The sequence below is a fragment of the Polymorphum gilvum SL003B-26A1 genome (genome assembly GCF_000192745.1).
In the GTDB taxonomy this organism is placed as follows: Bacteria; Pseudomonadota; Alphaproteobacteria; order Rhizobiales; family Stappiaceae; genus Polymorphum; species Polymorphum gilvum.
The window spans coordinates 3,188,665-3,215,138 of sequence record NC_015259.1 but is presented as its reverse complement, the minus strand read 5'-3'; the positions used below and the strand labels follow the sequence as shown (position 1 = coordinate 3,215,138).

At 68.4% G+C, this 26,474-nt stretch carries 27 protein-coding genes; 12 read left to right on the top strand and 15 right to left on the bottom strand.

What is annotated here, in order from left to right; translation table 11 throughout:
* Positions 1 to 18: 18 nt before the first annotated feature.
* From SL003B_RS15065 to SL003B_RS15050, 4 genes are all read right to left on the bottom strand, one after another.
* Entirely contained in the window at positions 19 to 606 is a 588-nt protein-coding gene (locus SL003B_RS15065) for a DUF1131 family protein (protein ID WP_013653725.1), read from the bottom strand.
* 110 nt (positions 607 to 716) lie between these two features.
* Positions 717 to 1,298 carry an LOG family protein gene (locus SL003B_RS15060; RefSeq protein WP_013653724.1) on the bottom strand — a complete coding sequence of 194 codons (582 nt, stop codon included), beginning with the start codon at positions 1,296 to 1,298 and terminating at the stop codon, positions 717 to 719.
* A 121-nt stretch (positions 1,299 to 1,419) separates the two neighbouring features.
* The gene (locus SL003B_RS15055; RefSeq protein ID WP_013653723.1) at positions 1,420 to 2,808 is read right to left on the bottom strand and encodes a dipeptidase; all 1,389 of its coding nucleotides are present in this window, start codon (positions 2,806 to 2,808) and stop codon (positions 1,420 to 1,422) included.
* A gap of 124 nt (positions 2,809 to 2,932) precedes the next feature.
* Positions 2,933 to 4,546, bottom strand: a complete 1,614-nt coding sequence (locus SL003B_RS15050; RefSeq protein ID WP_041375568.1) for a helicase HerA-like domain-containing protein — start codon at positions 4,544 to 4,546, stop codon at positions 2,933 to 2,935.
* Here SL003B_RS15050 and SL003B_RS24055 point away from each other — a divergent pair.
* Positions 4,452 to 5,126 (top strand): DUF2780 domain-containing protein, encoded by a 675-nt coding sequence (locus tag SL003B_RS24055; protein ID WP_339325428.1) that lies wholly within the window; start codon positions 4,452 to 4,454, stop codon positions 5,124 to 5,126. The genes SL003B_RS15050 and SL003B_RS24055 overlap by 95 nt on opposite strands.
* A 52-nt stretch (positions 5,127 to 5,178) precedes the next feature.
* Positions 5,179 to 5,586: a DUF4332 domain-containing protein gene (locus SL003B_RS15040; protein WP_013653720.1), complete on the top strand. Its 408-nt coding sequence runs from the start codon at positions 5,179 to 5,181 to the stop codon at positions 5,584 to 5,586.
* 113 nt (positions 5,587 to 5,699) lie between these two features.
* Here SL003B_RS15040 and SL003B_RS15035 read toward each other — a convergent pair whose 3' ends face one another.
* A complete protein-coding gene (locus SL003B_RS15035) occupies positions 5,700 to 6,401 on the bottom strand; it encodes a LuxR C-terminal-related transcriptional regulator (RefSeq protein ID WP_013653719.1) in 702 nt (233 codons plus the stop codon).
* 384 nt (positions 6,402 to 6,785) lie between these two features.
* On the opposite strand from SL003B_RS15035, the gene SL003B_RS15030 reads away from it, so the two are divergent.
* Both SL003B_RS15030 and scpA read left to right on the top strand, forming a co-directional pair.
* Entirely contained in the window at positions 6,786 to 8,777 is a 1,992-nt protein-coding gene (locus SL003B_RS15030; protein ID WP_013653718.1) for a methylmalonyl-CoA mutase subunit beta, read from the top strand.
* A complete protein-coding gene (gene scpA / locus SL003B_RS15025; protein WP_013653717.1) occupies positions 8,774 to 10,939 on the top strand; it encodes a methylmalonyl-CoA mutase in 2,166 nt (721 codons plus the stop codon). Before SL003B_RS15030 ends, scpA begins: the two co-directional genes overlap by 4 nt.
* Positions 10,940 to 10,989: 50 nt before the next feature.
* Here scpA and SL003B_RS15020 read toward each other — a convergent pair whose 3' ends face one another.
* Positions 10,990 to 11,652, bottom strand: a complete 663-nt coding sequence (locus SL003B_RS15020; protein WP_013653716.1) for a haloacid dehalogenase type II — start codon at positions 11,650 to 11,652, stop codon at positions 10,990 to 10,992.
* 105 nt (positions 11,653 to 11,757) lie between these two features.
* Positions 11,758 to 12,186, bottom strand: a complete 429-nt coding sequence (locus SL003B_RS15015) for a VOC family protein (RefSeq protein WP_013653715.1) — start codon at positions 12,184 to 12,186, stop codon at positions 11,758 to 11,760.
* Positions 12,187 to 12,377: 191 nt separating this feature from the next.
* On the opposite strand from SL003B_RS15015, the gene SL003B_RS15010 reads away from it, so the two are divergent.
* Positions 12,378 to 13,235, top strand: coding sequence for a branched-chain amino acid aminotransferase (locus tag SL003B_RS15010; protein WP_013653714.1), 858 nt, complete (start codon positions 12,378 to 12,380; stop codon positions 13,233 to 13,235).
* Between the two features lie 9 nt (positions 13,236 to 13,244).
* Here the strand turns inward: SL003B_RS15010 and SL003B_RS15005 are convergent, their stop codons facing one another.
* Both SL003B_RS15005 and SL003B_RS15000 read right to left on the bottom strand, forming a co-directional pair.
* Positions 13,245 to 14,417 carry a YbfB/YjiJ family MFS transporter gene (locus tag SL003B_RS15005; RefSeq protein WP_013653713.1) on the bottom strand — a complete coding sequence of 391 codons (1,173 nt, stop codon included), beginning with the start codon at positions 14,415 to 14,417 and terminating at the stop codon, positions 13,245 to 13,247.
* A gap of 142 nt (positions 14,418 to 14,559) precedes the next feature.
* On the bottom strand, positions 14,560 to 15,261 hold the full coding sequence (locus tag SL003B_RS15000; protein WP_013653712.1) for a thermonuclease family protein: 702 nt from the start codon (positions 15,259 to 15,261) through the stop codon (positions 14,560 to 14,562).
* A gap of 308 nt (positions 15,262 to 15,569) precedes the next feature.
* Here SL003B_RS15000 and SL003B_RS14995 point away from each other — a divergent pair, with 308 nt between their 5' ends.
* From SL003B_RS14995 to SL003B_RS14985, 3 genes are all read left to right on the top strand, one after another.
* The gene (locus SL003B_RS14995) at positions 15,570 to 16,169 is read left to right on the top strand and encodes a superoxide dismutase (protein ID WP_013653711.1); all 600 of its coding nucleotides are present in this window, start codon (positions 15,570 to 15,572) and stop codon (positions 16,167 to 16,169) included.
* A 193-nt stretch (positions 16,170 to 16,362) separates the two neighbouring features.
* Positions 16,363 to 16,812 (top strand): c-type cytochrome, encoded by a 450-nt coding sequence (locus tag SL003B_RS14990; protein ID WP_013653710.1) that lies wholly within the window; start codon positions 16,363 to 16,365, stop codon positions 16,810 to 16,812.
* A gap of 10 nt (positions 16,813 to 16,822) precedes the next feature.
* On the top strand, positions 16,823 to 17,737 hold the full coding sequence (locus tag SL003B_RS14985; RefSeq protein WP_013653709.1) for a cytochrome c: 915 nt from the start codon (positions 16,823 to 16,825) through the stop codon (positions 17,735 to 17,737).
* Between the two features lie 19 nt (positions 17,738 to 17,756).
* Here the strand turns inward: SL003B_RS14985 and SL003B_RS14980 are convergent, their stop codons facing one another.
* A complete protein-coding gene (locus SL003B_RS14980) occupies positions 17,757 to 18,110 on the bottom strand; it encodes a hypothetical protein (RefSeq protein ID WP_013653708.1) in 354 nt (117 codons plus the stop codon).
* Between the two features lie 128 nt (positions 18,111 to 18,238).
* Between SL003B_RS14980 and SL003B_RS14975 the strand changes: the two genes are divergently transcribed.
* Both SL003B_RS14975 and SL003B_RS14970 read left to right on the top strand, forming a co-directional pair.
* Positions 18,239 to 18,916 (top strand): Crp/Fnr family transcriptional regulator, encoded by a 678-nt coding sequence (locus tag SL003B_RS14975; RefSeq protein ID WP_013653707.1) that lies wholly within the window; start codon positions 18,239 to 18,241, stop codon positions 18,914 to 18,916.
* A 125-nt stretch (positions 18,917 to 19,041) separates the two neighbouring features.
* Complete coding sequence (locus SL003B_RS14970; protein ID WP_013653706.1) at positions 19,042 to 19,242, top strand: YgaP family membrane protein; 201 nt, start codon at positions 19,042 to 19,044, stop codon at positions 19,240 to 19,242.
* A gap of 97 nt (positions 19,243 to 19,339) precedes the next feature.
* Here SL003B_RS14970 and SL003B_RS14965 read toward each other — a convergent pair whose 3' ends face one another.
* Positions 19,340 to 21,427 (bottom strand): S9 family peptidase, encoded by a 2,088-nt coding sequence (locus SL003B_RS14965; protein ID WP_013653705.1) that lies wholly within the window; start codon positions 21,425 to 21,427, stop codon positions 19,340 to 19,342.
* A gap of 126 nt (positions 21,428 to 21,553) precedes the next feature.
* Here SL003B_RS14965 and SL003B_RS14960 point away from each other — a divergent pair, with 126 nt between their 5' ends.
* On the top strand, positions 21,554 to 21,931 hold the full coding sequence (locus SL003B_RS14960) for a hypothetical protein (protein WP_013653704.1): 378 nt from the start codon (positions 21,554 to 21,556) through the stop codon (positions 21,929 to 21,931).
* Between the two features lie 79 nt (positions 21,932 to 22,010).
* Here the strand turns inward: SL003B_RS14960 and SL003B_RS14955 are convergent, their stop codons facing one another.
* Positions 22,011 to 23,255, bottom strand: coding sequence for an MFS transporter (locus tag SL003B_RS14955; RefSeq protein WP_013653703.1), 1,245 nt, complete (start codon positions 23,253 to 23,255; stop codon positions 22,011 to 22,013).
* 147 nt (positions 23,256 to 23,402) lie between these two features.
* Positions 23,403 to 24,254 (bottom strand): SDR family oxidoreductase, encoded by an 852-nt coding sequence (locus tag SL003B_RS14950; RefSeq protein WP_013653702.1) that lies wholly within the window; start codon positions 24,252 to 24,254, stop codon positions 23,403 to 23,405.
* A 97-nt stretch (positions 24,255 to 24,351) separates the two neighbouring features.
* On the opposite strand from SL003B_RS14950, the gene SL003B_RS14945 reads away from it, so the two are divergent.
* Positions 24,352 to 24,825 (top strand): winged helix-turn-helix transcriptional regulator, encoded by a 474-nt coding sequence (locus SL003B_RS14945; protein ID WP_013653701.1) that lies wholly within the window; start codon positions 24,352 to 24,354, stop codon positions 24,823 to 24,825.
* Between the two features lie 39 nt (positions 24,826 to 24,864).
* Here SL003B_RS14945 and msrB read toward each other — a convergent pair whose 3' ends face one another.
* Together msrB and SL003B_RS14935 are read right to left on the bottom strand one after the other, a co-directional pair.
* Positions 24,865 to 25,284 carry a peptide-methionine (R)-S-oxide reductase MsrB gene (msrB, locus tag SL003B_RS14940; protein WP_013653700.1) on the bottom strand — a complete coding sequence of 140 codons (420 nt, stop codon included), beginning with the start codon at positions 25,282 to 25,284 and terminating at the stop codon, positions 24,865 to 24,867.
* 114 nt (positions 25,285 to 25,398) lie between these two features.
* Entirely contained in the window at positions 25,399 to 26,376 is a 978-nt protein-coding gene (locus SL003B_RS14935; RefSeq protein ID WP_013653699.1) for a GGDEF domain-containing protein, read from the bottom strand.
* Positions 26,377 to 26,474 lie beyond the last annotated feature (98 nt).

Sequence of the window (26,474 nt, the reverse complement as noted above, 5' to 3'; positions counted from 1 at the left end):
CGGCCGGGACGGCCGCGCTCAGCCGGCGGGCGACCACAGGATGCGCTGGATGGCGGCGCCCCGCAGCTCGCCGTCCGGCGGCAGGGCGTCGAACGGGCCAGTGTATTGCGGGATGGCATAGACCAGCTCGACATTGTCGGCGCCGCGCGCCGTGCAGATCGCCATGCCGCGCCACAGGTTGCGCCCGACGCGGCAGTCGGAGCGGCGCGTGCCGACCTCCGCGAAGGTCATGCCGATCCGCTCGCCGTTCGGGCCCTGCAGGTGGTGGGTGACGCCGTGCACGGTGCGGATGCGGCCGTTGGCGCCCTTGAACACCTGCAGCACCTGGAAGCCGTCGGAGTTGAAGGCGCCGATCGCCCATTCGGTGCTGTCCTCGACGGCGGTCTGGATGCCGTCGGTGGTGAACCCGGGGAGCGCCGCCTGGATGGCCTTGGCGCTGTAGGCGGTGTCGGCGGTGATGCCGCCCACGCCGGTGCGGGTGATCTGGACCAGGGTGACGTTGGAGGTGCGGGCGACAGTGACGGGGCCGTCGTAGTCGACGGTCGGCGAGCAGGCGCCCAGGAAGGTCAGTACGAGGCCGGACAACGCGACAAGCGGCAAGCGCATCAGCTGGAGGACTCCCGGAGTTTCGGCGGAACCGGCCGGGCGGCCGGAGCGATGCGCCGGACATAGCACCGCAAGTGCGGCGATGCCAAGGCGGGGGCCTGCGGCGGCCGTCAGGTCTCGGTGCGCTCGATCCACTTCGGCGTGGCCGGCGGCCGGTAGGCGGCGAAGGCGGCGAGCAGGTCCTGCGGCGTCGCGCCGACCTGGACCATGTGCCGCATTTCCGGCCGGACGAAGCCTTCCTCGACCTGCAGGTCGAGAAAGGCGAGCAGGCCGTCGTAGAAGCCGTCGACATTGAGGAAGCCGCAGGGCTTGCGGTGATAGCCGAGCTGGCCCCAGGTCCAGATCTCGAACAGTTCCTCCAGCGTGCCGGCGCCGCCGGGCAGGGCCATGAAGGCGTCGGACAGGTCCGCCATCATGGCCTTGCGCTCGTGCATCGAGCCGACGATGTGCAACTCGCTGAGGCCCATGTGGGCCAGTTCCTTGTCCTGCAGCGCCTTCGGCAGCACGCCGATCACCCGGCCGCCGGCGCCAAGCGCGCCGTCGGCGACCGATCCCATCAGACCGACCCGGGCGCCGCCATAGACCAGCGTCAGCCCGGCTTCAGCGATCGCTCTCCCGGTCGCCACGGCGGCGACCTCATAGGCCGGGCGGGCGCCGGAGCTGGAGCCGCAAAAGACGCAGACGGATCTCATTCAACGCTCCTTTCCAGGATCTGGCCAGGATCTGGCCAGGATCTGACCGGGATCGGGCCGGTCTCGGGCCGGTCTCGCGCCCGTGTCGGTTTTTCCAGTCATGCGGGCCGCACGGGCGCGGTCAGCCCCTGGACAGTTCGTCCAGGACGCGTGCCCAGGAGCGGATGCCCTTGTGGAAGCTCTTGAGCTCGTATTTCTCGTTGGGCGAATGGATCTGGTCGTCGTCGAGGCCGAAGCCGATGAGCAGGCTGTCCATGCCCAGCATGCGCTTGAAATCGCCGACGATCGGGATCGAGCCGCCCATGCCGATCAGCGCGGCGTCCTTGCCCCATTCGGCTTTCAGCGCCGCTTTGCCCTTCTCGACCGCCGGCATGGCCGGGTCGAGCGACAGGGCCGGGCTGCCGTCCTTGGCGATGAACTCGACTGTGCAATCGGCGGGGATCTTCGAGCGCACATAGGCGCGGAAGGCGTCGCGGACCTTGTCCGGATCCTGGTCGCCGACCAGGCGGAAGGTGAACTTGGCATGGGCCTCCGCCGGGATCACGGTCTTGGAGCCGGGGCCCTGGTAGCCGCCCCACATGCCGTTCACTTCCGCGGTCGGACGCGTCCAGATGTGCTCCAGCGGCAGCCGGCCCTTCTCGCCGCGCGGATGCTTCAGGCCGACTTCGCCGAGGAACTCCTCGACCGAGAAGTCGAGCTCCGCCCACATCTTCGCTAGGCTCTCGGGCAGGTCGCGGACGCCGTCGTAAAAGCCGGGCAGCGTGATGCGGCCGGTGTCGTCGTGCAGGCCGGCGATGATGGCGGCGACGATGTGGTTGGGGTTCTGCGCCGACCCGCCGTAGCTGCCCGAATGCAGGTCGCGGCTGGCCGCCTTGACGATGATCTCGTCGCCGACCATGCCGCGCAGCATGATCGAGATCGCCGGCGTGCCGGCGTCCCACATGCTGGTGTCGCAGACCAGCGCGAGGTCGCAGGAGAGTTCGTCCCTGTTGGTGGTCAGGAACGGATGCAGCGACGGCGAGCCGGACTCCTCCTCGCCTTCGAACAGGACGGTGACGTCGACCGGCAGGTCGCCGGTCTCGGCGATGAAGGCGCGGGCGGCCTCGACGAAGGTCATCAACTGGCCCTTGTCGTCTGAGGCGCCGCGCGCGACGATTTTCTTCGAGCCGTCGGGCCGGGTGACCAGGCGCGGCTCGAACGGATCAGTTTCCCACAGATTGAGCGGGTCGACCGGCTGGACGTCGTAGTGGCCGTAGAACAGCACGTGCGGGCCGGGCTTGCCGGATTTGCGGTGGCCGACAACCATCGGGTGGCCGGCGGTGTCGCGGACGCTGGCCGGGATGCCGATGTCGGTCAGTTCCCGCGCCAGCCAGCCGGCCGCCTTGCGGCAGTCGTCCTTGTAGGCCGGATCGGTGGAGATGCTGCGGATCCGGATAAGGTCGAACAGGCGGGCGAGGGAGGCATCGAGATCGGCGTCGATGCGGGCGAGAATCTTGTCGATCTGGCTCATGGGAAGTCCTTGGCGAGAAACGGAATCGGGGCGCCGGGAGCGCGAAGCGCCCAGGAAACGCTCAGCATGGCCCCAAGCGGCGGGCGCGGGCAAGCCCCGGCGCACCGGAGACTTGCGGCAGGGATCAGAAGCCGCGCTTGAGCGAGCCGAGGACGCCGCGCACCAGCGCCCGGCCGAGCGACGAGCCGACGCTGCGGGCGGCGGACTTGAGCCCCGCCTCGAGGGCGGTGTCGCGCGATCCGCTGCGCGGCACGCGGCCCGAAGTGCCGCCTGAAGTGCCGCCTGGCGCGCGGCTGCGGCCAGAGCCCGTGCCAGAGCCCCTACCAGAGCCCCTACCAGAGCCCGTGCCTGGGTCCGTGCCGAAGTCGGGCAACCGGAAGCCGGTGGCGGTGCGCCGGCTGCCGTCGTCGCGCGCCCGTGCCTCGGCCTCGCGGCGCTGCTCGTCGGCGGCGCGCTGGGCCAGCATCTCGTAAGCAGAATGGCGGTCGACGCTGCGGTCGTAGAGCCCGAACACCGGGCTCGAGCGGACCAGCGCCTGCCGTTCCGTCTCGCTGATCGGACCGATGCGTGACGACGGCGGCCGGATCAGAGTGCGCTGCACGACCGAGGGCACGCCCTTGCCTTCCAGCGTCGACACCAGCGCCTCGCCGACGCCGAGTTCGGTGATGACGCGTTCGGTGTCTAGCGCCGGATTGGGCCGGAAAGTCTGGGCGGCGGCGCGCACCGCCTTCTGTTCGCGCGGAGTGTAGGCCCTGAGCGCATGCTGGATGCGGTTGCCGAGTTGGGCGAGGACGGTGTCGGGCACATCGAGCGGGTTCTGGGTGACGAAATAGACGCCGACGCCCTTGGAGCGGATCAGCCGGACTACCTGCTCGATCCTGGTCAGCAGCGCCTTGGGGGCGTCGGTGAACAACAGGTGCGCCTCGTCGAAGAAGAAGACCAGCCTCGGGCGGTCCGGGTCGCCGACCTCGGGCAGTTCCTCGAACAGCTCCGACAGCAGCCACAAGAGGAAGGTGGCATAGAGCCGCGGCGCGTGCATGAGCCGGTCGGCGGCCAGCACGTTGATGACGCCGCGCCCGTCGCGCGCCGTGCGCAGGAAATCGCGGATATCGAGCGCCGGCTCGCCGAAGAAGTGCTCGGCGCCCTCGCGTTCCAGCACCAGCAGGCGGCGTTGGATGGCGCCGATGGAGGCGGTCGAGACGTTGCCGTAGACGCGCGACAGCTCCTGCGCGCGCTCGCCGACATGGGCGAGAACGGCGCGCAGGTCCTTCAGGTCGAGCAGCAGCAGGCCTTCATCGTCCGCGAGCTGGAAGGCGATGGTGAGCACGCCCTCCTGCGTGTCGTTGAGCTCGAGCAGGCGCGCCAGCAGCAGGGGGCCGACCTCGGAGATGGAGGTGCGTACGGGATGCCCCTGGGTGCCGTAGAGGTCCCACAGGGCGACCGGGAAGTCGGTGAAGCGGTAGCTGTCGGTCAGGCCGATCTGGGCAGCGCGCTTGAGCAGGAAGTCCTTCGGCTCGCCGGCGAGCGCGATGCCGGACAGATCGCCCTTCACGTCGGCGCAGAACACCGGCACGCCGGCGTTCGAGAAGCCCTCGGCGAGGATCTGGAGCGTCACCGTCTTGCCCGTGCCGGTGGCGCCGGTGATGAGGCCGTGGCGGTTCGCCAGCTTCAGCGTCAGGAATTCGCTCTTGTCGCTGCCGCCGATGAAGATCTTGTCGTCCGAATCCACTGGCCTCATCCCCTTATTCTCCGGTCCTATTGTCCGGCCCTGCCGTGCGGGATCGGCCGCCGGTCCGCGCGGGGCGGTTTTTTCCGACCTTCCGCAGTGGCACCATCGACTTGTCCCGGTTCGAAAGTGTATAGCCGTTTCGAGGCGTCCGGGTCTGCAGGAGATTGCACGGCCGGCGCGCGATCTGGAGGCTAACATGGAAGAACTGATCAAGCGTATCGTGGCTGCCGCCGGCATCAGCGAGGAGACGGCGCGCCAGGCGGTCGGCATCATCCTGAAGTTCCTGAGCAAGGACGGGCCGAAGGAACAGGTCGCGCAGATCATCGAGGCGCTGCCCGGCGCCGAGGCCGTGCTGGCTGAGGCGGAAGGCAGCAAGTCCGGCGGCGGCCTGTTCGGCGGTCTCGCCGGCATGATGGGCGGCGGCATGGGCGCCATGGCGGCGCTCAACGAGCTGACCAACGCCGGCCTCGACATGGGCGAAGTCCAGTCGGTGACCAGGGAGATCGTCGCCTTCGCCAAGGAAAAGGTTGGCGAGGACGTCGTCAACGAAGTCGTTTCCAAAATCCCGGGATTGAATCAGATCGTGTAAGCGGAAATGATGGTCGCCCCCGGCGGGGAAACGTCCTGAGAGGAGAATGCGCATGTCTTATCCGGTGATAGATATCGAAGGCATCGGTCCGGTCTATGCAGAGAAGCTGAACGCGGTCGGCATCAAGACCACGGGCGACCTGCTCGAGCGGGCAAAGGACCCGAAGGGGCGCAAGGATCTCGCCGAGGAAACAGGCATCGACGCCAGCCGCGTCCTCAAGTGGGCGAACATGGCCGACCTGATGCGCATCAAGGGCGTCGCGGAGGAATATTCGGAGCTGCTCGAGGCCGCCGGCGTCGATACCGTGAAGGAACTCAAGCACCGCAAGCCGGAGAACCTCGCCGCCAAGATGAAGGAAGTGAACGAGGAAAAGAAGCTGGTGCGTCAGGTGCCGAGCGAGTCGATGGTCGCCAAGTGGGTCGAAGAGGCCAAGTCGCTGCCGCCGATGATGACCTACTGAGCGCAGCTTCTGAGCGCGCTTCCGGCCGCAGCAGGCAACGCGAAAAGGGGCGGACCGTGAGACGGTCCGCCCCTTTTTTCGCATGGTGATTCGTGCTGCCGCGGAAGGAGCGTTCAGACGCGGATCTGGCCGTAGCGCAGGGCCTCGACGACCGTGTGGGTCTTGTTGGAGGCGTTCAGCTTGACGCTGGCGTTCTGCAGGTGGGCGTGGACGGTCCGCTGCGAAATGTCGAGCAGCTCGGCGATTTCGCTCGCCGTCTTGCCGAAGGCGGTCAGTTCGAGGACCTTGCGTTCGCGCGACGACAGCGCACCGGGGCGCTGGCTGGACAGGGCGCCGATGTCCTGCAGCCGGGTGAAGGCGGCGTCGGTGAGGAGTTCGAGGGCGGCCAGTTCGTACTTGCCGGTCTTCAGCTTCGGGCCGGCGCAAAAGACGAAGGCCTGCAGCGGGTGCAGTTCGGTCACCGGAACGATCAGGATCTGGCTGCCTTCGCCGACGGCGGCGAGCAGCCGGGAATGGTCCATGTCGCCGGCGGTGACGGTCCACACAGTGGCGCGGTTGGAGGCCAGGCCGAGCATCAGCGCGCTGTCGCTGGCGTGCAGGACGGGGCTTTCGGTGCTGCCGTTGCGCGTGTCCGGCCAGCGGTAGCGGTGAACCAGGCTGTCGATCGGCCGGTTCGGCATCGGCAGGCCGGTGATCAGGATATGGGTCGCCCCGATCCGGGCAAGGTTGGCTTCGAGGATATCGAGGATTTTCTGGGCGGTGGTCGATTCGGAAACAATACGCAACTGCGTGCTGAGATCAACTTCATCCATCATAGTGCACATCCGTAATCCGCAGCCGGAAGCTGCTTGTTGGTTATTGTGGCCCGAAGGCTCTTGGTCCGCTTTGCCGTTCGAGGCCAATGTCAGGCGCGCCGTGTTTGCGATGGGAGGCGATCCTGCATTTATTGTGTGCCACGGCTGGCGATTTCTTCTACCGTAGCGGCAATTTCATTTAGCGCAGAAGGTATAAAATTACCAATCGTATAAACGCAGAGTTATTGTCAAAATGCGCCAATTTTTGATCATATCGCCGGTTCGGCATGTCGAGTGCCGTGTGGAGAGGGACGCGCGGCGCGGGAGTCGGACGACGCTTCCCTCTTTTGCCTAGCTTGCGCCGCACCATGACGGGTGGGATATAGGATCCATCCGGAGGACTGCATGACATTGGACATTCCCGAGACATTCCTGGCGTCCGGCGAAGCGGCTTGGCACGACGCGGTCAAAAGGGCGCTCAAGGGCGCGCCGTTCGACACCCTGGTCGGGCGCACCGAGGACGGGCTGCGGGTCGAGCCGCTCTATCCGCGCCGCGCTGATGCCGCGCCCCAGCGCGGCCGGGAGGCGGGCCGTCCGTGGCAGATCCTCCAGCGGATCGACCATCCGGATCCGGTCGTGGCCAACGAACTGCTGCTGGCGGACCTGGAGGGGGGGGCGGACGGCTTCGACCTGGTGCTGACCTCCTCCGCCAATGCTCATGGCCACGGCTTCGCCGGCCAGGACCTCGCCAGCTTCGCGCGCCTGTTCGAGGGCGTGCTGCTGGACCTCGTGACGGTGCGCGTCGACGGCGGCTATGAAAGCTCCTCGGCCCTGGCGCTGCTGATCCTCCACGCCAGGCAGACGGGTCTCGACCTCTCGAAGCTGTCCGTCATTTCCTGCAGCGACTACGTCAGCAAGCTGGTGCACACCGGCATCCTGCGCAATTCGGTGCCCATGCTGCGCCGGCGGATCGCGGATCTGGAGGCCTATGCGCGCGGCCACGGGCTCTCCTGCCGCCTGCTCTGCGCCGACGGCCGCATCTGGCACGACCGCGGCGCCACCCATGCGCAGGAACTGGCCTATGTCCTTGCGACCGGCCTGCAGTACCTGCGCGACCTGGACGCGGAGGGTGTCGCCGCCGACGATCCGGCGCGGCTGATCAGCTTCACGCTCGTCGCCGACGCCGACCAGACCGGCTCGATCGCCAAGGTGCGCGCCATGCGCCGGCTGTGGGCCTCCGTGCTGGCGGCGAGCGGGCTGCCGCAGAACCCGACCCACCTGCACGTCGAGACGTCCTGGCGGATGATGACGCGCACCGACCCCTATGTGAACATGCTGCGCACGACCGTAGCCTGCTTCGCCGCCGGTGTCGGCGGCGCCGACAGCGTCAGCGTGTTGCCCTTCACCTTCGCCAACGGCCTGCCCGACGCCTTCGCCCGGCGCGTGGCCCGCAACACCCAGGCGATCCTGATCGAGGAAAGCAACCTGCACAGGGTCGCCGACCCGTCGGCCGGATCGGGCGCGATCGAGGCACGCACGGACGATCTCGCCGAGGCGGCCTGGACGCTGTTCCGCGAGGTCGAGGCGGCCGGCGGCATCGTCGAGGCCTTGCGGAGGGGGCGCGTGCAGCCGCATCTGCGCGCCGCTGCGGCGGAGCGTGACAGGCGCATCGCCACCCGGCGCCAGCCGATCACCGGCGTCAGCGCCTTCCCCAATCTCGGCGAAGCCGCGGTGCGGACCCTCGCCGCGCCTGCGGAAGGGCTGTCGTCAGGCTCCGCGCATGTGCCGCTGCCCCAGCCCGGCGACGGGCAGCTGTTGACCGCGATCGAGGCGGCGCTGGCGGGCGGGGCGTCCATCACCGACATCATGGTGTCGCGGCCGCCGATCGATCCGATGACCGCCGACATCCCCGCTCCGGCGCGGCTGGCCGAGCCCTATGAGGCCCTGCGGGAGGCCGTCGCCGCGCTGCCGGAGGCGCCTGTCGTGTTCCTGGCCGCGCTCGGCCCGCTCGCGCAATTCACCGCCCGGGCGACCTGGGCGAAGAACTTCTTCGAGGCCGGCGGCCTGAGGGCGGTCGGCGGCGAGCCGGCCGCCGATCTCGACGCACTGGTCGCCGCCTTCTCCTCATCGGGCGCCACGCTCGTCTGCCTGGCCTCCTCCGACCGGATCTATGCGGAGCAGGCCGGCGAAGCGGCACGCGCATTGTCGCGCGCCGGAGCCCGCTTCCTGTACCTCGCCGGGCGTCCCGGCGACCAGGAGGAGGCGTTCAGGGCAGCCGGAATCGAGACCTTCGTGTTCGAGGGGTGCGACGCCCTCGACATCCTTCGCAACGCCCACCGTCGGCTCGGCATCGCGGCCGGAGCGGACGACGCATCGAGCGCGGAGACCCGGACATGAGCCGCATCCCCGATTTCTCCGAGATCCCCCTGACGGACACGCTGGCACGGGCGGACGCCGGTGGCGCAACGCCTTGGATGACGCCCGAGGGGATCGAGGTCGCGCCGGTGTTCGGCGCCGCCGACGTGGCCGGCCTCAGGCATCTCGACACCTGGCCGGGCCTGCCGCCGTTCCTGCGCGGGCCCTATCCGACCATGTACGTGCAGCAGCCCTGGACGGTACGCCAGTACGCGGGCTTCTCGACGGCGGAGGATTCCAACGCCTTCTACCGGCGCAACCTGGCCGCCGGCCAGAAGGGCCTGTCGGTCGCTTTCGACCTGGCCACGCACCGCGGCTACGACAGTGACCATCCGCGCGTGGCCGGTGACGTCGGCATGGCCGGCGTGGCGATCGACAGCATCCTCGACATGCGCACGCTGTTTTCCGGCATACCGCTCGACAGGATGAGCGTGTCGATGACCATGAACGGCGCGGTGCTGCCCGTGCTGGCGCTCTACATCGTCGCGGCGGAAGAGCAGGGGGTGGCACAGGAGGCCCTGTCGGGGACCATCCAGAACGACATCCTCAAGGAGTTCATGGTCCGCAACACCTACATCTATCCGCCCGCCCCCTCGATGCGGATCATTTCGGACATCTTCGGCTACACCTCCCGGCACATGCCGAAGTTCAACTCGATCTCGATCTCCGGCTACCACATGCAGGAGGCCGGCGCGACGGCGGACCTGGAATTGGCCTACACCATCGCCGACGGCATCGAATATGCCCGCGCCGGCGTCGCCGCCGGGCTCGACATCGATCAGTTCGCGCCGCGCCTGTCGTTCTTCTGGGCGATCGGCATGAACTTCTTCATGGAAGTCGCCAAGCTGCGTGCCGCCCGCCTGATCTGGGCCAAGCTGATGCAGGAGAACTTCGCGCCCAAGAGCGACAAGTCGCTCAGCCTGCGCACCCATTCGCAGACCTCGGGCTGGTCGCTGACCGCGCAGGACGTCTTCAACAACGTCGTGCGTACCTGCGTTGAGGCGATGGCCGCGACCCAGGGCCACACCCAGTCGCTGCATACCAACGCGCTCGACGAGGCGCTCGCCCTGCCGACCGACTTCTCCGCCCGCATCGCCCGCAACACCCAGCTGTTCCTGCAGCAGGAAAGCCGCACCTGCGAGACCATCGACCTGTGGGGCGGTTCGTTCTACGTCGAGAAGTTGACCGCCGACCTCGCCGAACGGGCGCTCGCGCACATCCGCGAGGTCGAGGACCTCGGCGGCATGGCCAAGGCGATCGAGAAGGGCATCCCGAAGCTGAGGATCGAGGAGGCGGCAGCCAAGACCCAGGCGCGCATCGACAGCGGCGTGCAGACCGTGGTTGGCGTCAACAAGTACAAGCCGACCGCCGAGGAGGCGATCGAGGTCCTCAAGGTCGACAATGCCGAGGTACGCGCCCAGCAGCTGGCAAAGCTGCAGCGCCTGCGCGCCGACCGCGACGAGGCGGCGACCCAGGCCGCGCTTGACGCGCTGACCGCCTGCGCGGCGAGCGGCGAGGGCAACTTGCTCGACCTCTCCGTCAAGGCGGCCCGCGCCAAGGCGACGGTGGGCGAGATCAGCCTGGCGATGGAGAAGGTGTTCGGACGGCACAAGGCGGAGATCAAGGCGATCTCCGGCGTCTACAAGCGGGAGGCCGGAGCCATGTCGGACTCGGTCGCGAAGGTTCAGGAACTGGTCGAGGCCTTCGAGGAGAACGACGGCCGCCGGCCGCGCATCCTGGTCGCCAAGATGGGGCAGGACGGCCACGACCGCGGCCAGAAGGTGATCGCCTCGGCCTTTGCCGACCTCGGCTTCGACGTTGACATCGGGCCGCTGTTCGCGACGCCCGAGGAGGCCGCGCGCCAGGCGGTCGAGAACGACGTCCACGTCGTCGGCGTGTCGTCGCTAGCCGCCGGTCACCTGACCCTGGTGCCGGCGCTGAAGAGGGCGCTGGAGGATGAGGGCCGAGGCGACATCATGATCGTCGTCGGCGGCGTCGTGCCGCCGCAGGACTATGACGCGCTGCACAAGTCCGGCGCGACAGCGATCTTCCCGCCCGGGACAGTGATCGCGGACGCCGCCGCAGATCTGATCCACAAGCTCAACCGCGCGCTCGGCTACGAGCCGAAGCAGGCGGCGGAATAGGCGCGCGTCCCGGCGGGCAGCAGAAACCGGTCGACCGGCTGTCCCCCGGGCTATCCCAAAGCAGGAAGGCCGGTGAGGTCGCCGAGCACGGCGACCGGAGCGAGGTCGGGGTATTCGTCCGGCAGGCCGGCGCGGTTCATCCACACTGTGCGGAAGCCGAAGGCGGTCGCGCCGGCGATATCCCAGCGGTTGGACGACTGGAACGAGATCGTCTCAGGATAGACACGGAAGTGGGTCGTGACCAGTTCGTAGACGCGCTCGTCGGTCTTGTAGGTGCGCAGCGCATCGACGGAGAAGATCTCGTCGAGCAGGTCGGTGATGCCGGCCGCCTTGGCGGCTGCCTCGAGCATCTGCGGCGTGCCGTTGGACAGGATCGCCAGCTTGGCGCCGTTGTGCTTGAGCGTCGTCAGCACCTGCGGCACCTCCGGGTAGCAGTCGAGCGTCCAGTAGGCGTTGAGCAGATCGGCGCGCAGCGACCGGTCGGCGGCCGGAAACAGGGCGAAGGCGGTGTCAAGCGCCTGCTCGGTCAGGACCCAGAAATCCAGATACCGATGCATCAGCGCCCGCACCCAGGAATACTCGAGTTGCTTCTGGCGCCAGACGAAGGAAAACGCCTGCGGATCCGGACCAAGCTTTTCGGCATGCTTGCGCACGGCGGCGTGCACGTCGAACAGCGTACCGTAAGCGTCGAATACATAGGCCGTGTGCGCCATTGGACTGCCCCCACCAACTGCCGATTATTTAGGCGGCGATAGAAGACCGCGTGGCGCGGCGTCCGTCAAGCGTATTGTGCGTTGCACAAAGGTCGTGGCGGCGAGTCAGTCCGGCAGCGTCAGGGCACCGTCGGCGCCGAGCGGCCAGAACGGGTTGAAGCTGATCTCGAGCAGGTGGCCGCCGGGGATGGCGACATAGGCGCAATAGCCGCCCCAGAAGACCTTTTCAGGCGCCGTCACCGGCTCGGCGCCGGCGGCAAGCGCCTGCGCATAGGCCGCGTCAACCTCCGCCTCGCTGCGTCCGTTCCAGGCGAGCGAGACGGCGCCGCCCGGGCCGGACGGAATCGCGCGGCCGATGTCCGTTTCGAGGCTCCTGCGCGGGTAGAGCGCCAGCACGCTGCCGCCGGTCTGAAAGAAGACGACGCCGTCCTGGCTCTGGCGCGATGCGATCCAGCCGAGGCCGTCCTCGAAGAACCGGCGGACGGCATCGAGGTCGTCGACGGCGAGGGTGACGAGGCTGATCCTCTGGTCCACGGGACGGTTCCTTTCCGCAAGAGAGGCAGGAAAATTCCCGCTATGGTGAAGTTTGTGCGAACGAAGCGGGAACATCAAGGGGTGACGGAACAAATGACGGCGATTTTGTCGCGGTCGGCCCACCGGTGTTGACCCGGATGATCGAAGGGCGTTTTTTGCCGGACTGACAATTCAAGACGAGGGAGACGGCCATGAGCGGCTGGAGCGAGACCTGGACCTATGTCGACGGTACGTGGCACGCGGGCAATCCGCCGCTGATGGGGCCGCGCACACACGCCGCCTGGCTCGGGTCCTCGGTGTTCGACGGCGCGCGCTTCTTCGAGGGCGTGATGCCCGACCTCGACCTGCATTGTCGGCGCGTCAACGATTCGGCCGTGGCGCTTGGCCTCAAGCCGACCATGAACGTCGGCGCGATGATCGAATTAACGCAGGAGGGAGTCGCCCGGTTCGCGCCGGGAACGGCCGTCTACATCAAGCCGATGTACTGGGCGGAGGGCGATGGGCCTGGGGTGATTCTCGGCGATCCGGACTCGACCCGGTTCTGCCTGTGCCTGTTCGAGGCGGCGATGGCGCCGAAGGATGCGGCCATGTCGGTGACCCTGTCGCCGTTCCGCCGGCCGACGCTTGAGACCATGCCGGTGAATGCCAAGGCCGGCTGCCTCTATCCCAACAACGCCCGGGCTATGGGCGAAGCGAAGGCGCGTGGCTTCGACAACGCCGTCGTGCTCGACATGCTCGGCAATGTCGCCGAGCTGACCAGCGCCAACATCTTCATGGTCCGGGACGGGGAGGTGCACACGCCGGTGCCGAACGGCACGTTCCTGAACGGCATCACGCGCCAGCGCGTCATCGCGCTGCTGCGCAAGGCCGGATACGCGGTCCACGAACGCACACTGGCCTATCGCGAGTTTCTCGAGGCCGACGAGATCTTCTCCACCGGCAACTACTCCAAGGTGGTGCCGGTGAAGCGGATCGAGAGCCGCGACCTGCAGCCCGGTCCGGTCGCCGCCAGGGCGCGCGAACTCTACTGGGACTTCGCCCACGCCTGAGGCGCGGCGTCAGGGCGCGGTTCGCGCGGGCACCAGCACCAGAGCTGACGCGACCAGGAGCGCCACGGCCGCGGCGAGCGAGGGAAGCACGAAGCTGCCGGTCAGCTCGGCGCCGAGCCCGGCAAGCCAGGGGCCGACCATCTGGCCAAGGCCGAAGCTGGCGGTCATGACGGCCAACACGCGGCGCGGGTCGCCGGTGGCCTGGCGGCGCGCCTCCACCAGGCCGAGCGCGGCGATGCCGACGAAGGTGCCGCCAAGCAGGACCGCGGCGAGCAGTATGTTGGCGATGCCGGCCTCGATCACGCTGAGGCCGACGCCGAGCGCCTCAAGGACGCAGGCGAACGCGAAGGCCTGTGCCGCCCCGATGCGTGCAGCGACGCGGTTCCAGGCGAGTATCGAGGGTGCGGCGGACAGGCCGACGGCGAGCCAGACATAGGGCTCGACCGGGCGCAGGTCCGAACTGGTGCGCACGATGACCGAAATGAAGGTCGCGGTGATCACGTAGCCGAAGCCGTAGAGGCCGTAGGCGACGATCAGGCGCAGCAGCGGCGCCGACAGCGGTGCCTTCGACCGGTGTCCGTCGGCACCGGATCCGGCAGCAGTGTCGGGCGTGGCGGGCACGAGGAGGGTGGCGGCGAGCAGGCAGGCCAGCGTCGCCGCACCGCTGGCATACCATTGCCCGCGCCAGTCGACGCCGGCTGCGGCAAGCGCGGCGACGAGCACGGCGGTGAGCGCGATGCCGCCGCCGACGCCGGAAAAATGCAGCGCCGAAAGGCCAGGCCGGCCGGCGGCTGCGACGCGGTCGAGGACGATTGCCGAGGAAAACACGAGCACGAAGGCACTGGCGACGCCGCCGAGGAAGCGCAGCAGCAGGAACGCAGACATGCCTCCGGCCGCGCCCATTCCGGCCGTGGTGGCGGCGCTTAGCAGCAGGGCGCCGAGCAGCCAGCGCCGCCTGCCGCCGGGCAGGGTGCCGACGGAGGCGGCCAGCGCGCCGACCAGATAGCCGAAGAAGTTCGCCGACGCGATCAGCCCGGCGGCGGCCGGGTCGAGCGGCACGCCTTCAGCCATGTAGGGCAGGATGGGCGTGTAGACGAAGCGCCCGATGCCCATCGCCGCGGCCAGCGCGAGCAGGCCGCCAAGGGCGGTTGGAACGGGGCGGGAGGCGGCAGTATCCGGCACGCGGCGGAGTCCTCGATGGCGGGGCGACAGAGGGGATCGAGCAGGGCAGGAAAAGCCTATCCTGCCGATCCCGGCGCCAGCAAGGGCGAGCTTCGACGCAGCAATGAGTTGCCGCGAAACGCGAGCGCGCCCCGGACCGGCGTCAGGAGGGCGGCCGCCAGCCGGCGGCGAGCGCCTCCGCCTCGCTGCAGAACCAGCGTTCGCCCCGCGCCGGGTCGATCCGCGTCCGGGCGTAGGACGACGACCACGGCATGTGGTAGATCCGCCCGCGTTCGGAAATGTTGCCCTTGATCCGGCAGTCGCCGGGAGCCGTCTGCTGCGCGCCCGCCCACTTGCGGCTGCGGTAGTCCCAGGGCCGCTCGGCCGTGCCCGCCCACAAGCCGGCCCGCGCGCGCCGGGCGGTCGCCTCGTCGGCCTCGTAGGAGTGGGAATAGCGGGTGAAGGCGAAGGCATAGCCGTCGACGACCATGGCGCGGTTGAGGGTGCGTTCGCCGGCACGGCAGGTGGCGAGCAGCCGGCCGTAGGCGTCGCGCTCCGTTCCCGTGCAGGAGACGGGACCGGCTGCGGCCAGTTCGCGCAGGTGACGGGCCGCCGCCGCGCCGCACGGCCAGGACCGGCCGGAAGCGTCGAGGCAGGTTTGGCCCAGTTCCGGGGCATCGATGCCTTCCAGACGCAGCCGCTCGCCGTCGAGGACCAGCGTGTCGCCGTCGATCACGCGCAGCCGGCCGTCGGCCGGGGCGCCGGCAAGCGGCACGAGGATGACGCAAGTGGCGCAGGCAAGGGCCGCGACGACCCGCCGGAGCAGCTGGCGGCGCGCTTCAAACCGTCCAAGAATCAGCAACATGAAGGAAGTTTGACGCTCCTGCAGGCGAGGCAAAAGTCCGGCAGGCCGTGTACAGCCGGTTTTCCGTGGATGGACGCAGAACCGAACGTGCCGTGACGGCGTTCGCGTCGCGCGGCCCGCGGCCGTTTCGAGCCGCGACCGCAACGCAATACGTCCGATATCGTTCCCAGATTGGAAAGAAAAATATTTTTTTATTTCCGGCGGCCGGGACATTGCCGCCGGCTGCGAAGGCTCTTATCTTGCGGCTCGACGCCGGCCGTATTTATACGGATCTGCCGCCGGTCAATCGACCCACAGGAGGACGCACGATGTCTTTTCAATTGCCGGACCTGCCCTACGCCTATGACGCGCTCGGCCCTTACATGTCGGCGGAAACGCTGGAGTATCACCACGACAAGCATCACTTGGCCTATGTCAGCAACGGCAATAACCTGCTGAAGGACAGTGGCCTGGAGGGCAAGTCGGTCGAGGAGGTGGTCAAGGAGAGCTTCGGCAAGAACCCGGGTCTCTTCAACAATGCCGGTCAGCACTACAACCACATCCATTTCTGGAAGTGGATGAAGCCGAACGGCGGCGGCACCAAGCTTCCGGGCGCGCTCGCCTCGAAGATCGACAGCGATCTCGGCGGCTACGACAAGTTCCGCGCCGACTTCATCAACGCCGGCATCACGCAGTTCGGCTCCGGTTGGGCCTGGCTGGCGCTCAAGGACGGCAAGCTGGCGATCATGAAGACCCCGAACGGCGAGAACCCGCTGGTCCATGGCGCCGCGCCGCTGCTCGGCGTCGACGTGTGGGAGCACTCCTACTACATCGACTACCGCAACCTGCGGCCGAAGTACCTGGAAGCCTTCGTCGACAACCTGGTCAACTGGGACTACGTCCTGGAGATGTACGAAGCGGCCGCGTGACGCACCGGCCTGCGATCGTCTGGAATAGCCAAGCCCCGGCCACCGCGCCGGGGCTTTTTCGTTGCCGGCGTCCAGGGGCGTCAACCTGCCGCAGCCGCGTTCACGCCTCCGTGACTTCACCTTGTGTGCCGAATGGACGTGAATGGGAAAGGACCCGGTCGGGTCCCCTATCTATGAGGCAAGGGAGAGGACGATGCGAAAGACCATTTTTGCCGGCGCGGTGCTCGCGCTGTCGGCGCCCGCTGTTCTGGCTGCCGGCGACCCGGTTGCGGTGCGCAAGGCGACCATGCAGTCGGTCGGCGCGGCGGCCGCAGTGTCGGGTGCGATGATGAAGGGCGAACTCGCCTATTCGCCAGCGGTCGGCAAGGCGGCGATCGCGACCATGAATGCCGCGGCTCTGTCGTTCGGTGCCTTCTTCCCCGAAGGGTCGGACCTCGACGGCGACACCACCGCGGCGCCGAAGATCTGGGAGGACATGGCCGGGTTCGAGGCAACGCTTGCCAAGTTCGCCGAAGTCACCGGGGCGGCGGCGGCAGCCGCCGGCAAGGACGGTCCCGCGGACCTCGACGCCTTCAAGGCTGCGATGGGCCCCGTGATGGCGAGCTGCAAGACCTGCCACGAAACCTATCGCGTCCAGCGCTAGGAGCGAGGCCGTGCGCGCGCTGCTCGCCCTCATCCTTGCCGCGGTCCTCGTCGCGGTGTGGGGCGTGAGGATCGTAACGGCACCCCGGCCGCTGCCGGCCGAGGTGCTGGCCGCACTGCCCGAAGGCGACGCGGCTGCCGGCGAGCGCATCTTCTGGGCCGGCGGCTGTGCGTCCTGTCATGCCGCTCCAGGCGCCAAGGGCGACGACAAACTGCTGCTCGGCGGCGGCCTGCGGCTGGCGTCGCCGTTCGGAACCTTCGTGGCCCCCAACGTCTCCCCACATCCGGCCGACGGCATCGGGGCGTGGTCGGTCGCGGATTTCGCCAACGCCATGCTGACCGGCACTTCGCCTGCCGGCGAACACTATTACCCGGCGTTTCCCTACACCTCCTACGCCCGCATGACGGCCGGGGACGTGGCCGACCTGTTCGTCTTCATGAAGACCCTGCCCGCGGTGGCCGGCGTCGCGCCGGATCACGAGCTGTCGTTCCCCTTCACCGTCCGGCGCGGCCTCGGGCTGTGGAAGCGGCTCCATCTCGACCCTGAGCCCGTGGTGGCGCTTGCCGGGGCCTCGGAGCTGGAGCGGCGCGGGCAGTATCTGGTCGAGGGGCCGGGCCATTGCGGCGAATGCCACAGCCCGCGCAACCTGATCGGCGGGACGGACACGGCGCGCTGGCTGGCCGGCGCGCCTGCGGCGACCGGCGAGGGCTTCGTGCCCAACATCACCGGCGGGCCGGGCGGCATCGGCGGCTGGAGCGCGGCCGACATCGCCTACTATCTGGAGAGCGGCTTCACACCCGACTACGATTCGGTCGGCGGCGAGATGGTGGCGGTGCAGGAGAACATGGCCCGCCTGCCGGACGAGGACCGCCAGGCGATCGCGGCCTATCTGAAGGCCGTACCGGCGATGGCGGCCGCCCGCTGACAGCGGCAGGCCGGCCGCGTCACAGCGGCCGGCATTCGTGCGTGAACACCATATCGATGTAGCGGCGCATCATGACCAGATAGGCCTCGCAGTCCTGGCGGCTGGCGAAACAGGCCTCCTGGGAGATCTGGCGCAGGGTTCCGCTGCCGGTTCTGCTCTGGCCGCCGATCAGGCCGCGCCAGACCCCGGCGGTCTGCCCGCTGGCGCGATAGGGCCGACAATCGTAGGGCGTGCCGTAGACCTCCGGGACATAGTCCGGGTCGTAGGTCGGCGCGAACAGCAGATCATAGAGCAGGCCGGCCCGCGCGCTTTCCAGCGGCACGGAAACGGCGATCAGCGCGGCTGCGATGCAGGCGACCATGCGGGACTTCATCCGACAACTCCTCGTCCATCTTGCGGCGACCGGGACCATCTAGCACGTTGGCCGGTCCCTGGCTTTGATATAAGCCGTTTGTGGCGCGCGGCATACCGGCTCGTGCGCGGCCGGGCAGGGGAGCATGAATGGCCGGATCGTCGGACGCGGATGTCTTCGAGCGGCTCGGGCTGGCGGAGCTTCCGCAACAGCAGAGAGACGGGCTGGCGCGGACGATGCGCCAGGTCGCCCTCGCGGCGGGGACGACCGTGTTTTCCCCCGGCGAGGCCTGCGCCGGCTGGATCCTGGTCGAGGAGGGCTCGGTACGGGTGTTCCTGACCGCCGACACCGGTCGCGAGATCCTGCTCTACCGGGTCGGACCGGGCGAGAGCTGCGTGCTGACGACCGCCTGCCTGTTCGGCGAGGAGGTCTATGCGGCGACAGGCATCGCCGAGACCGACACGCGCGCGCTGCTCATCCCGGCGCCAACCGTGCTGAGCCTGATCGAGTCCTCCACAGGCTTCCGCCGCCTGGTCTTTCGCGGCTTCGGCCACCGCATCACCGACATCCTGGCGACGCTCGAAGACACGGTGTTCCACCCGCTGGAGGCGCGCCTGGCCAAGTTCCTGCTGGCGCGGGCGGATGCCGGCGGCGTGGTGGTGGCGACCCAGGCGGAGATCGCGGCGGAACTCGGCTCGGCGCGCGAGGTGGTCGCCCGCCAGCTCGGCCGGATGACCGGTGAGGGACTGGTCGAGCGCGAGCGCGGCCGTATCCGGCTGTTGCGTCCGGATCTGCTGGCGTGTCGCGCGGAAGCGGCGGGCCGATGACCGACAGGACAGTCCAGGATCGTGACTTGGTCACAGACGTGAGTGGAGGAGGATGGTATTTTTCCAAATGTTCTCAGGCCTTCGGCTACGCAGCGCCGGGGCGGACGTCGGAAAGGAATTACGCCATGACCACCAACATGGGCTCGCTCGACCGCATCCTGCGGCTCGTCGTGGGCATCGCCCTGGTTCTGTTCGCGCTGTTTGGATCCTCGGACATTGCCTGGAAATGGGTCGGCTGGATCGGCGTCGTGCCGATCGTCACCGCCGCGATCGGCTGGTGCCCGGCCTACACGATCCTCGGCATCAAGACCTGCAAGTCGGCCTGACCGGTTCCGTCCGGCCAGGGCAGGCGGCGTCACGGAGCGGCTCGCCTCTTGGCCGCCGCTCCCGTCGCGTTTTGAGCAAAGACGCTTCCCGTGCCTGTCATGTCCGTCCCGTCACCATCAGCGCGAAGGCCTGGACGAGGGCGACTTCCTTCAGGCGGTCGAAGCGGCCGGAGGCGCCGCCGTGACCGGCGTCCATGTTGGTCTTGAGCAGCAGAGGGTTGTCGCAGGTCTTGGTGGCGCGCAGCTTCGCCACCCACTTGGCCGGCTCCCAGTAGGTCACACGGGGATCGGTCAGGCCGCCGACGGCGAGAATGGCGGGATAGGCCTGGGGCGCGACGTTGTCGTAGGGCGAATAGGACGCGATGGTCCTGAACGCCGCAGGGCTGGCGCCCGGATTGCCCCATTCGGGCCATTCCGGCGGCGTCAGTGGCAGGGTGTCGTCGAGCATGGTGTTGAGCACGTCGACGAACGGCACCTCGCCGATGATGCCGGCGAACCTGTCCGGCGCCATGTTGGCGACCGCGCCGACCAGCATGCCGCCGGCCGAACCGCCGTGGGCGACGATGCGGTCGTGGCGCGTGAAGCCCTCGGCAACCAGATGCTCGGCGGCGGCGATGAAATCGGTGAAGGTGTTCACCTTCTTCTCGCGTCGGCCGTCCTTGTACCAGCGGTAGCCCTTCTCCTTGCCGCCGCGGATATGGGCAATGGCATAAACGAAGCCGCGGTCGACCAGCGACAGCGCATTGGTCGAGAAGGCCGCCGGAATGGCGATGCCGTAGGAGCCGTAGCCGTAGAGCAGGCACGGCGCCGAACCGTCCAGCGGCGTGTCCCTGCGATAGAGGATCGAGACCGGCACGGTCTCACCGTCGCGCGCCGGCGCCTGCAGGCGGCGGGTGACATAGGCGGCCGGGTCGTGGCCGGACGGCACCTCCTGCTCCTTGCGCAGCATGCGCTTGCGGGTTTCCACGTCGTAGTCGTAGACGCGCGAGGGCGTGGTCATGGACGAATAGGTGAAGCGGATGGTGCTTGTGTCGAACTCGTAGCCGTCGGACAGGCCGAGCGAATAGGCCTCCTCGTCGAAGGCGATGGCGTGCTCGATGTTGTCCACCAGGCGACGGATGACGATGCGCGGCAGCCCGTCCTCGCGCTCCAGGCGGATCATGAAATCCTTGTAGAGCGTGTGCGACAGGATCAGCCGCCCGGGCACATGCGGGACAAGGTCGTGCCAGTGCCCGCGGCCGGGGCTTTCTACCGGCGCGGTGACGATCTTGAAGTCCTCGGCGTCGCCGGCGTTGGTCAGGATATAGAAGGTGCCGCCGTTCTCCTCGACCGAATACTGCTGCGCGGTTTCGCGCGCGGCGATGAGTGCCGGCTCGGCGAGCGGATCGCCGGCCGGGATGGTCCAGACCTCGGACGTCTCGTGGTCATGGATGTCGATGACGATGTGGCTGCCGGACTGGGTCTTGCCGACGCCCATGAAGAAGCCCGGGTCGCGCTCCTCGAACACCAGCACGTCGCCGGCCGGATCGGTGCCGACCTCGTGGCGGAACAGTTTCGACGGCCGGTGGCTGGCATCGAGGCGGACGTAGAACAGGTAGCGCCCGTCAGCGGAGAAGACCCCGCCGCCGGCGGTGTCCTCGATCCGATGGTCGAGGTCCTTGCCCGTCTCCAGGTCGCGGATCAGCAGGGCATAGAATTCGGAGCCCTTGTCGTCGAAGGCCCAGGCAAGCCGCTTGTGGTCGGGCGAGTGCTCGGCGCCACCGAGGCGGAAATAGGCCTTGCCCTCGGCCTCTTGGTCGCCGTCGACGAGGATTTCCTCCGCGCCGCCGTCGCGCGGCGTGCGCGTCAGCTTCGGGTGCTGGCCGCCGGCGACGTAGCGCAGGCCGTAGGCATAGGGCCCGTCAGGCGAGGGAACGGAACTGTCGTCCTCCTTGATGCGCCCCTTCATCTCGGTAAACAGTCGCTCCTGCAGCGCGGCGGTCGGTGCCATGACATGGTCGAGATAGGCGTTCTCGGCGTCGAGATAGGCCTCGATGTCGTCGGCGAGCGCGGCACGGCCGTCGCGCATCACCTCCTGCCAGTTGTCGGCCCGCAGCCAGGCGTAGTCGTCGGTGCGGGTGACGCCGTGGATCTCGTGGGTGACGGGGCGCCGCACGGCGCGGGGGGGAAGGACGGTCTTGGTCATGTCGCCGAGGTAGGCGTTCTGCCGCGCGAAGGCAAGGGGAGGGGACGGGCCGACTGCGTATCCGAATTGACAGGGCCGGGGCAATCCAGCGAAGATTTTCTACTGAAGCCTGAACCGGGTGATGCCATGGAGCGGATCACGCAACTCGCTCGCCTGTCCGTTCTTCGCGCCTGGGGATTCTCGGGCCTGGCGATCCTCATGGTGATGATGGGGACCGCGTCCGACCTTGCGGCCAGCTTCTTCTTCGGCGCTTCGGGCGCCCTGGCCGTCTCCGCCGCCATGACCGTCTACGGCCTGACCTACCATCGCCGCCGCCGGGTCGAGGACACGGAGGTATGGATCATGCTGGCCGAGCAGGAACGGCCGGCCAGGCCGGTCGCCCGCATGCTGATCGTCACGGCCATGCGCGACCAACTGCTCGACAAGGCCTACTGGTCGGTGCGCCTGGCACTGGGGTTGTTCGCGGTGTCGATCGTGTTGCTGCTGGTGAGCGACCGGGCGTGAGGGTGTCAAGGGTGTGGTTCGATCCGGAGCGCGGTTCGATCCGGCTTGTCCTACTCCGACCTTGGCCGGGAGAGGGGGCTCACGCCACCGCCGGGGACCGGCGACCGCTTCGCAGCAGCAGGAACACCATGACGGCGATGTTCATCAGGTTCCAGGCGATGCCGTTCAGGAACGCGGCCTGGTAGGAGCCGGTGAGATCGTAGATCCAGCCCGACATCCAGCCGCCGAGGGCCATGCCGACGATGGTCGCCATGATGACCAGGCCGATGCGCTGGCCGGCTTCCCTGGCCGGCAGGTACTCGCGCACGATGACTGCGTAGCTCGGCACGATGCCGCCCTGCGACAGGCCGAAGATCAGCGACACGATATAGAGCGAGGTCAGTCCGTCGAAGGGGATGTAGAGGAACAGCGCCGCGCATTGCAGCACCGAACCGATCAGCAGGGTGCGCACGCCGCCGATGCGGTCGGCGAGCACGCCGGAGACGAGGCGGCTGACGATGCCGCCGCCGACCATCAGCGCCAGCATGTCGGCGCCGCGCGCGACGCCATAACCGAGGTCGGCGCAATAGGCGACGATATGGACCTGCGGCATCGACATGGCCACGCAGCAGCCGAGGCCGGCGAGCACCAGCAGACTCTGCAAGACCTTCGGCGACAGGCCGGTTTCGGCCGCGGCCGGCCGGGCATAGCCGCCGCGTGCGGCGAGTGCGGCATCGCTTTCCGGCACGGCGCGGGTGCGCAGGAGCAGCGCCAGAGGCACCATGGCGAGGACGCAGATGGTGGCGATGAGAAAATACGTGCCGCGCCAGTCGGACACCTCGAGGCCCCACTTAATGACGCTCGGCCATAGCGCACCGGCGAGGTAGTTGCCGCTGGCTGCGGCGGCAACAGCGATGCCGCGCCGGCGCACGAACCAGTGCGAGACATCGGCGAGCAGCGGGCCGAAGGTGGCCGCCGTGCCGATGCCGATCAGCACGCCCTGGGCCAGCGCGAAGGTCCAGATGTCGACCGACAGGGCGGCAAGGGAAAAGCCGGCGCCGAGCGCCAGCGCCGAGCCGATCACCGGCAGCACGATGCCGAAGCGGTCAACCCAGCGGCCGATCAGCAGGTTGCCCGCGGCGAAGCCGATCATGGTCAGCGTGTAGGGGATCGAGGCGTCGGAGCGGTCGACGCCGTAGTCGGCCTGGACCGCAGGCAGCACCACGACCACGCTCCACATGCCAACGCCGCCGAGCGTCGACAGCAGGATGGAGACGGCGAGGCGGAACCACGAATAGGGCCCATCCGGGGCATGGGCGTCGGTGACGGACAGAGAGGTCGGCAACGGCGGTCTCGCGGGACGGGGACAATGCTCCTGCGTAGCATCGCATGTCCTGGACGCACCAGAAAAAATCACGACGCGGCGCACCATGCACCGGGTCATCATGATGAATGGGAGGCGGCGGCGGCCGGCGCCGCCGTCCGGGTCCGCTCAGCGCGACAGGGTGCCGGCGATGTGGTCGGCCAGGGTCTTCGTCGGCCGGCCGATCAGCGTCGACAGCGTGGTGCTGTCGCTGAAGAGGTCGCCGCGGGCAGCACCGCGGTCGGAATCGGCGAGGATCTCGGCAAAGGGCTTCGGCAGGCCGGACGAGACCAGCAGTGCGGCATAGTCCGCCTCGGCGAGGTTGGTGAACGGGATCATCCGCCCGGTCCGGCGCGACAGTTCGGCCGCGAGATCGGCGAGGCTGAAGGCGGTGTCGCCGGCGAGCTCCAGCGCGCGGGTCGACAGGTCGTCGCCGGCAAGGACCGTGGCGGCGGCCACCGCATAGTCGTCGCGGCCGGCCGTTGAGATCCGCCCGTCGCCGCTCGCCCCCACCACCGCGCCATGGGTGAGGGCGGAAGCGATCGTCGCGTCGTAGTTCTCGATGTACCAGCCGTTGCGCAGCAGGGCGTGGGCGATACCCGAGCCGGCGAGCAGGGCCTCGGTCTCGACATGCTCCCTGGCGAGGGCCAGCGTCGAGGTCGGCGCGTTGAGCAGACTGGTGTAGGCGATGAAGCGGACGCCGGCGGTCTTCGCGGCCGTGATCACGGCCGCGTGCTGGGGCACGCGGCGGCCGATCTCGGAGCCGGAGACGAGCAGCAGGCGCTCGACGCCGGCCAGGGCCGGGACGAGCGTCCGCGGCCGGTCGTAATCGGCTTCGGCGATCTCGACGGCGTCCGAGGCAAGGTCCGCCGCCCTGGCTGGGGTGCGCACGAGCGCGCGGACCATGCCGGGGAGCCGCCCGGCGAGGTGCTTGAGGACGAGGCGGCCGAGCTGGCCATTGGCTCCGGTGACTGCGATCATGAGGGCTCCTTCGTCTTGAAGGGGATGATCGGACCGATATGGATCATGTTCTTACTTTTTGTTAGTACATACAAAAAGGTTAGTTTTGGAGGCGGCGGTGCGCGATCGCAACGAGGCGGGCGATGGAGGCAGGGGGGGCAGGAAAACCGGCGACGGGCGTTCGGACGAGAGCGAAGGCGGCTTTGCCCTCGCCCTGTCGGATCTCGTGCGGCGCGGCGAACTGTTCAGCGTCGACTGCCCCTCGCGCGACATCCTGAAGCACCTAACCAGCCGCTGGGGCGTGCTGGTGCTGATCGCGCTGCTGGAGGGACCGCACCGCTTCTCGGCGCTGCGGCGTAGGGTCGGCGGGGTCAGCGAGAAGATGCTGGCCCAGACGCTGCAGGTGCTGGAGGCGGACGGATTCGTGGACCGCACCTCTTATCCGGTGGTGCCGCCGCATGTGGACTACGCTCTGACGCCATTGGGTCAGGAGGCCGCGCACAGCGTGCGGATCTTCGCCGACTGGATCGAACTCAACGTCGGGCGGATCCTGGCCGAGCGCGAGCGCCGCCGGCACAAGGTGGCGGACTAGCGGCGGGCAGGGGATGCCCGCACGCCTGCCGGGCCTGTCTCAGCCGGCGTCCGGCTCCTCGGGGGTGAAGCGCATGGCCGTGCCGTTCAGGCAGTAGCGCAGACCGGTCGGCGGCGGGCCATCGGGGAACACGTGGCCGAGGTGGGCGTCGCAGGCAGCGCAGCGGATCTCGGTGCGCACCATGCCGTGGGAGAAATCGTCGAGTTCGACGATCGCCTCGGGCGATGCAGCCGCAAAGAAGCTCGGCCAGCCGCAACCGGCGTCGAACTTGGTGTCGGACAGGAACAGCGCCGCGCCACAGCACACGCAGTCGTAGCGGCCCTTTCGGAAGGTGTCCCAATAGGGTCCGGAAAACGGCCGTTCGGTGCCCTGGCGACGGGTGACATAGAACTGTTCTGGCGTGAGGTCGGCACGCCATTCGGCGTCCGACTTCACGACTTTCGCTGACGGCTTGCTCACGCCGGCTCTCCCCTCGCTGCTCCTGCGTCCGACATAGGACGGCGATCGACGGCCGGCAAGAGGCGCGCGCGGCGCCGTGGTGCCTGGCCCGCGGTGGGCAACGGCGACGACCGGTCAGAGCCGGTCGCCGGGAGCAAGCAGAACGCTGGTCACGACGCGATTGCGGCCGTCTTCCTTGGCCCGGTAGAGCGCGTTGTCGGCGGCCATCACCAGCCCCTCGGGCATGGCGATGCTGCCGCCGATGCGGGCGAAGGCGGTGGCGGCGCCGATGCTGACGGTCAGCACGCCGTTGCCGGCCGGATTGGCCTCGTTGGGCAGGCGCAGGGCCTCGACGTCGCGGCGCAGCGCCTCCGCGATGGCCGCCGCGGCGTCCTTGTCCGTGCCGGGCAGAATGAGCGTGAGTTCCTCGCCGCCGTAGCGCGCGGCGAGATCGCTAGGGCGACGGGCGGTCGCCCCGACCACGGCGGCAACGGCGCGCAGGCAGTCGTCGCCGACCTGATGGCCATACATGTCGTTGATGCCCTTGAAATGGTCGAGATCGATAAGGAGCAGGGAGATCTGCGACTTCTCGCGCAGCGTCCGCTGCCACTCGCGCTCCAGAGCGGCATCGAAGGCGCGCCGGTTGGCGAGGCCGGTGAGGCCATCGGTCTGCGCCATCAAGGCAAGCCGCTCCTCGAGTTCTTTGCGGTCCGTGATGTCGCGCATGGTGACGACGATGCCGCGCGCGGCGGTTGTCTCGCCGGGAATGCGGCGGGAGAAGCCCTCCATCCAGCGCAGCGAGCCGTCCTTGGCATAGACACGGAATTCTGCCCGGTAGCAGTCGAGTTCCCCGCTCGCAAGACGCAGGGACGAGGCGTTGAGGATCGGCAGGTCGTCCGGGTGGATGAACGGCGCCCACTCTTGCGTGATCTCCTCCGGGTGCCAGCCCAGGAGGTCGGTGACCGACGGCGAGACGTAGCGAATGGTCCGGTCCGGTCCGAGCTGGACGATCAGATCCATGGCCGTGTCGGCGAGCAGCTTGAAGTCGACCCCGTCCTCCGTTGAGGGGGAGCCGCGCAGAAACGCGACGATTTTCTTGAGCGGACGTAACATGCGCATTGCGCTCGCTGTTGGCGTTCGGTGTCTGTCGAATAACGCAGCCTAGCCGATGGCCGAGAACAAAAACCTAACGCAACGAAAACCTTTAAACG

Excerpts from the sequence above, each read along its gene's own strand:
- SL003B_RS15065 (WP_013653725.1), bottom strand. The coding sequence starts at position 606 with ATGCGCTTGCCGCTTGTCGCGTTGTCCGGCCTCGTACTGACCTTCCTG.
- SL003B_RS15060 (WP_013653724.1), bottom strand. The coding sequence starts at position 1,298 with ATGAGATCCGTCTGCGTCTTTTGCGGCTCCAGCTCCGGCGCCCGCCCG.
- SL003B_RS15055 (WP_013653723.1), bottom strand. The coding sequence starts at position 2,808 with ATGAGCCAGATCGACAAGATTCTCGCCCGCATCGACGCCGATCTCGAT.
- SL003B_RS24055 (WP_339325428.1), top strand. The coding sequence starts at position 4,452 with ATGAGGCCGTGGCGGTTCGCCAGCTTCAGCGTCAGGAATTCGCTCTTG.
- SL003B_RS15050 (WP_041375568.1), bottom strand. The coding sequence starts at position 4,546 with ATGAGGCCAGTGGATTCGGACGACAAGATCTTCATCGGCGGCAGCGAC.
- SL003B_RS15040 (WP_013653720.1), top strand. The coding sequence starts at position 5,179 with ATGTCTTATCCGGTGATAGATATCGAAGGCATCGGTCCGGTCTATGCA.
- SL003B_RS15035 (WP_013653719.1), bottom strand. The coding sequence starts at position 6,401 with ATGATGGATGAAGTTGATCTCAGCACGCAGTTGCGTATTGTTTCCGAA.
- SL003B_RS15030 (WP_013653718.1), top strand. The coding sequence starts at position 6,786 with ATGACATTGGACATTCCCGAGACATTCCTGGCGTCCGGCGAAGCGGCT.
- scpA (WP_013653717.1), top strand. The coding sequence starts at position 8,774 with ATGAGCCGCATCCCCGATTTCTCCGAGATCCCCCTGACGGACACGCTG.
- SL003B_RS15020 (WP_013653716.1), bottom strand. The coding sequence starts at position 11,652 with ATGGCGCACACGGCCTATGTATTCGACGCTTACGGTACGCTGTTCGAC.
- SL003B_RS15010 (WP_013653714.1), top strand. The coding sequence starts at position 12,378 with ATGAGCGGCTGGAGCGAGACCTGGACCTATGTCGACGGTACGTGGCAC.
- SL003B_RS15000 (WP_013653712.1), bottom strand. The coding sequence starts at position 15,261 with ATGTTGCTGATTCTTGGACGGTTTGAAGCGCGCCGCCAGCTGCTCCGG.
- SL003B_RS14995 (WP_013653711.1), top strand. The coding sequence starts at position 15,570 with ATGTCTTTTCAATTGCCGGACCTGCCCTACGCCTATGACGCGCTCGGC.
- SL003B_RS14990 (WP_013653710.1), top strand. The coding sequence starts at position 16,363 with ATGCGAAAGACCATTTTTGCCGGCGCGGTGCTCGCGCTGTCGGCGCCC.
- SL003B_RS14980 (WP_013653708.1), bottom strand. The coding sequence starts at position 18,110 with ATGAAGTCCCGCATGGTCGCCTGCATCGCAGCCGCGCTGATCGCCGTT.
- SL003B_RS14975 (WP_013653707.1), top strand. The coding sequence starts at position 18,239 with ATGGCCGGATCGTCGGACGCGGATGTCTTCGAGCGGCTCGGGCTGGCG.
- SL003B_RS14970 (WP_013653706.1), top strand. The coding sequence starts at position 19,042 with ATGACCACCAACATGGGCTCGCTCGACCGCATCCTGCGGCTCGTCGTG.
- SL003B_RS14965 (WP_013653705.1), bottom strand. The coding sequence starts at position 21,427 with ATGACCAAGACCGTCCTTCCCCCCCGCGCCGTGCGGCGCCCCGTCACC.
- SL003B_RS14960 (WP_013653704.1), top strand. The coding sequence starts at position 21,554 with ATGGAGCGGATCACGCAACTCGCTCGCCTGTCCGTTCTTCGCGCCTGG.
- SL003B_RS14950 (WP_013653702.1), bottom strand. The coding sequence starts at position 24,254 with ATGATCGCAGTCACCGGAGCCAATGGCCAGCTCGGCCGCCTCGTCCTC.
- SL003B_RS14935 (WP_013653699.1), bottom strand. The coding sequence starts at position 26,376 with ATGTTACGTCCGCTCAAGAAAATCGTCGCGTTTCTGCGCGGCTCCCCC.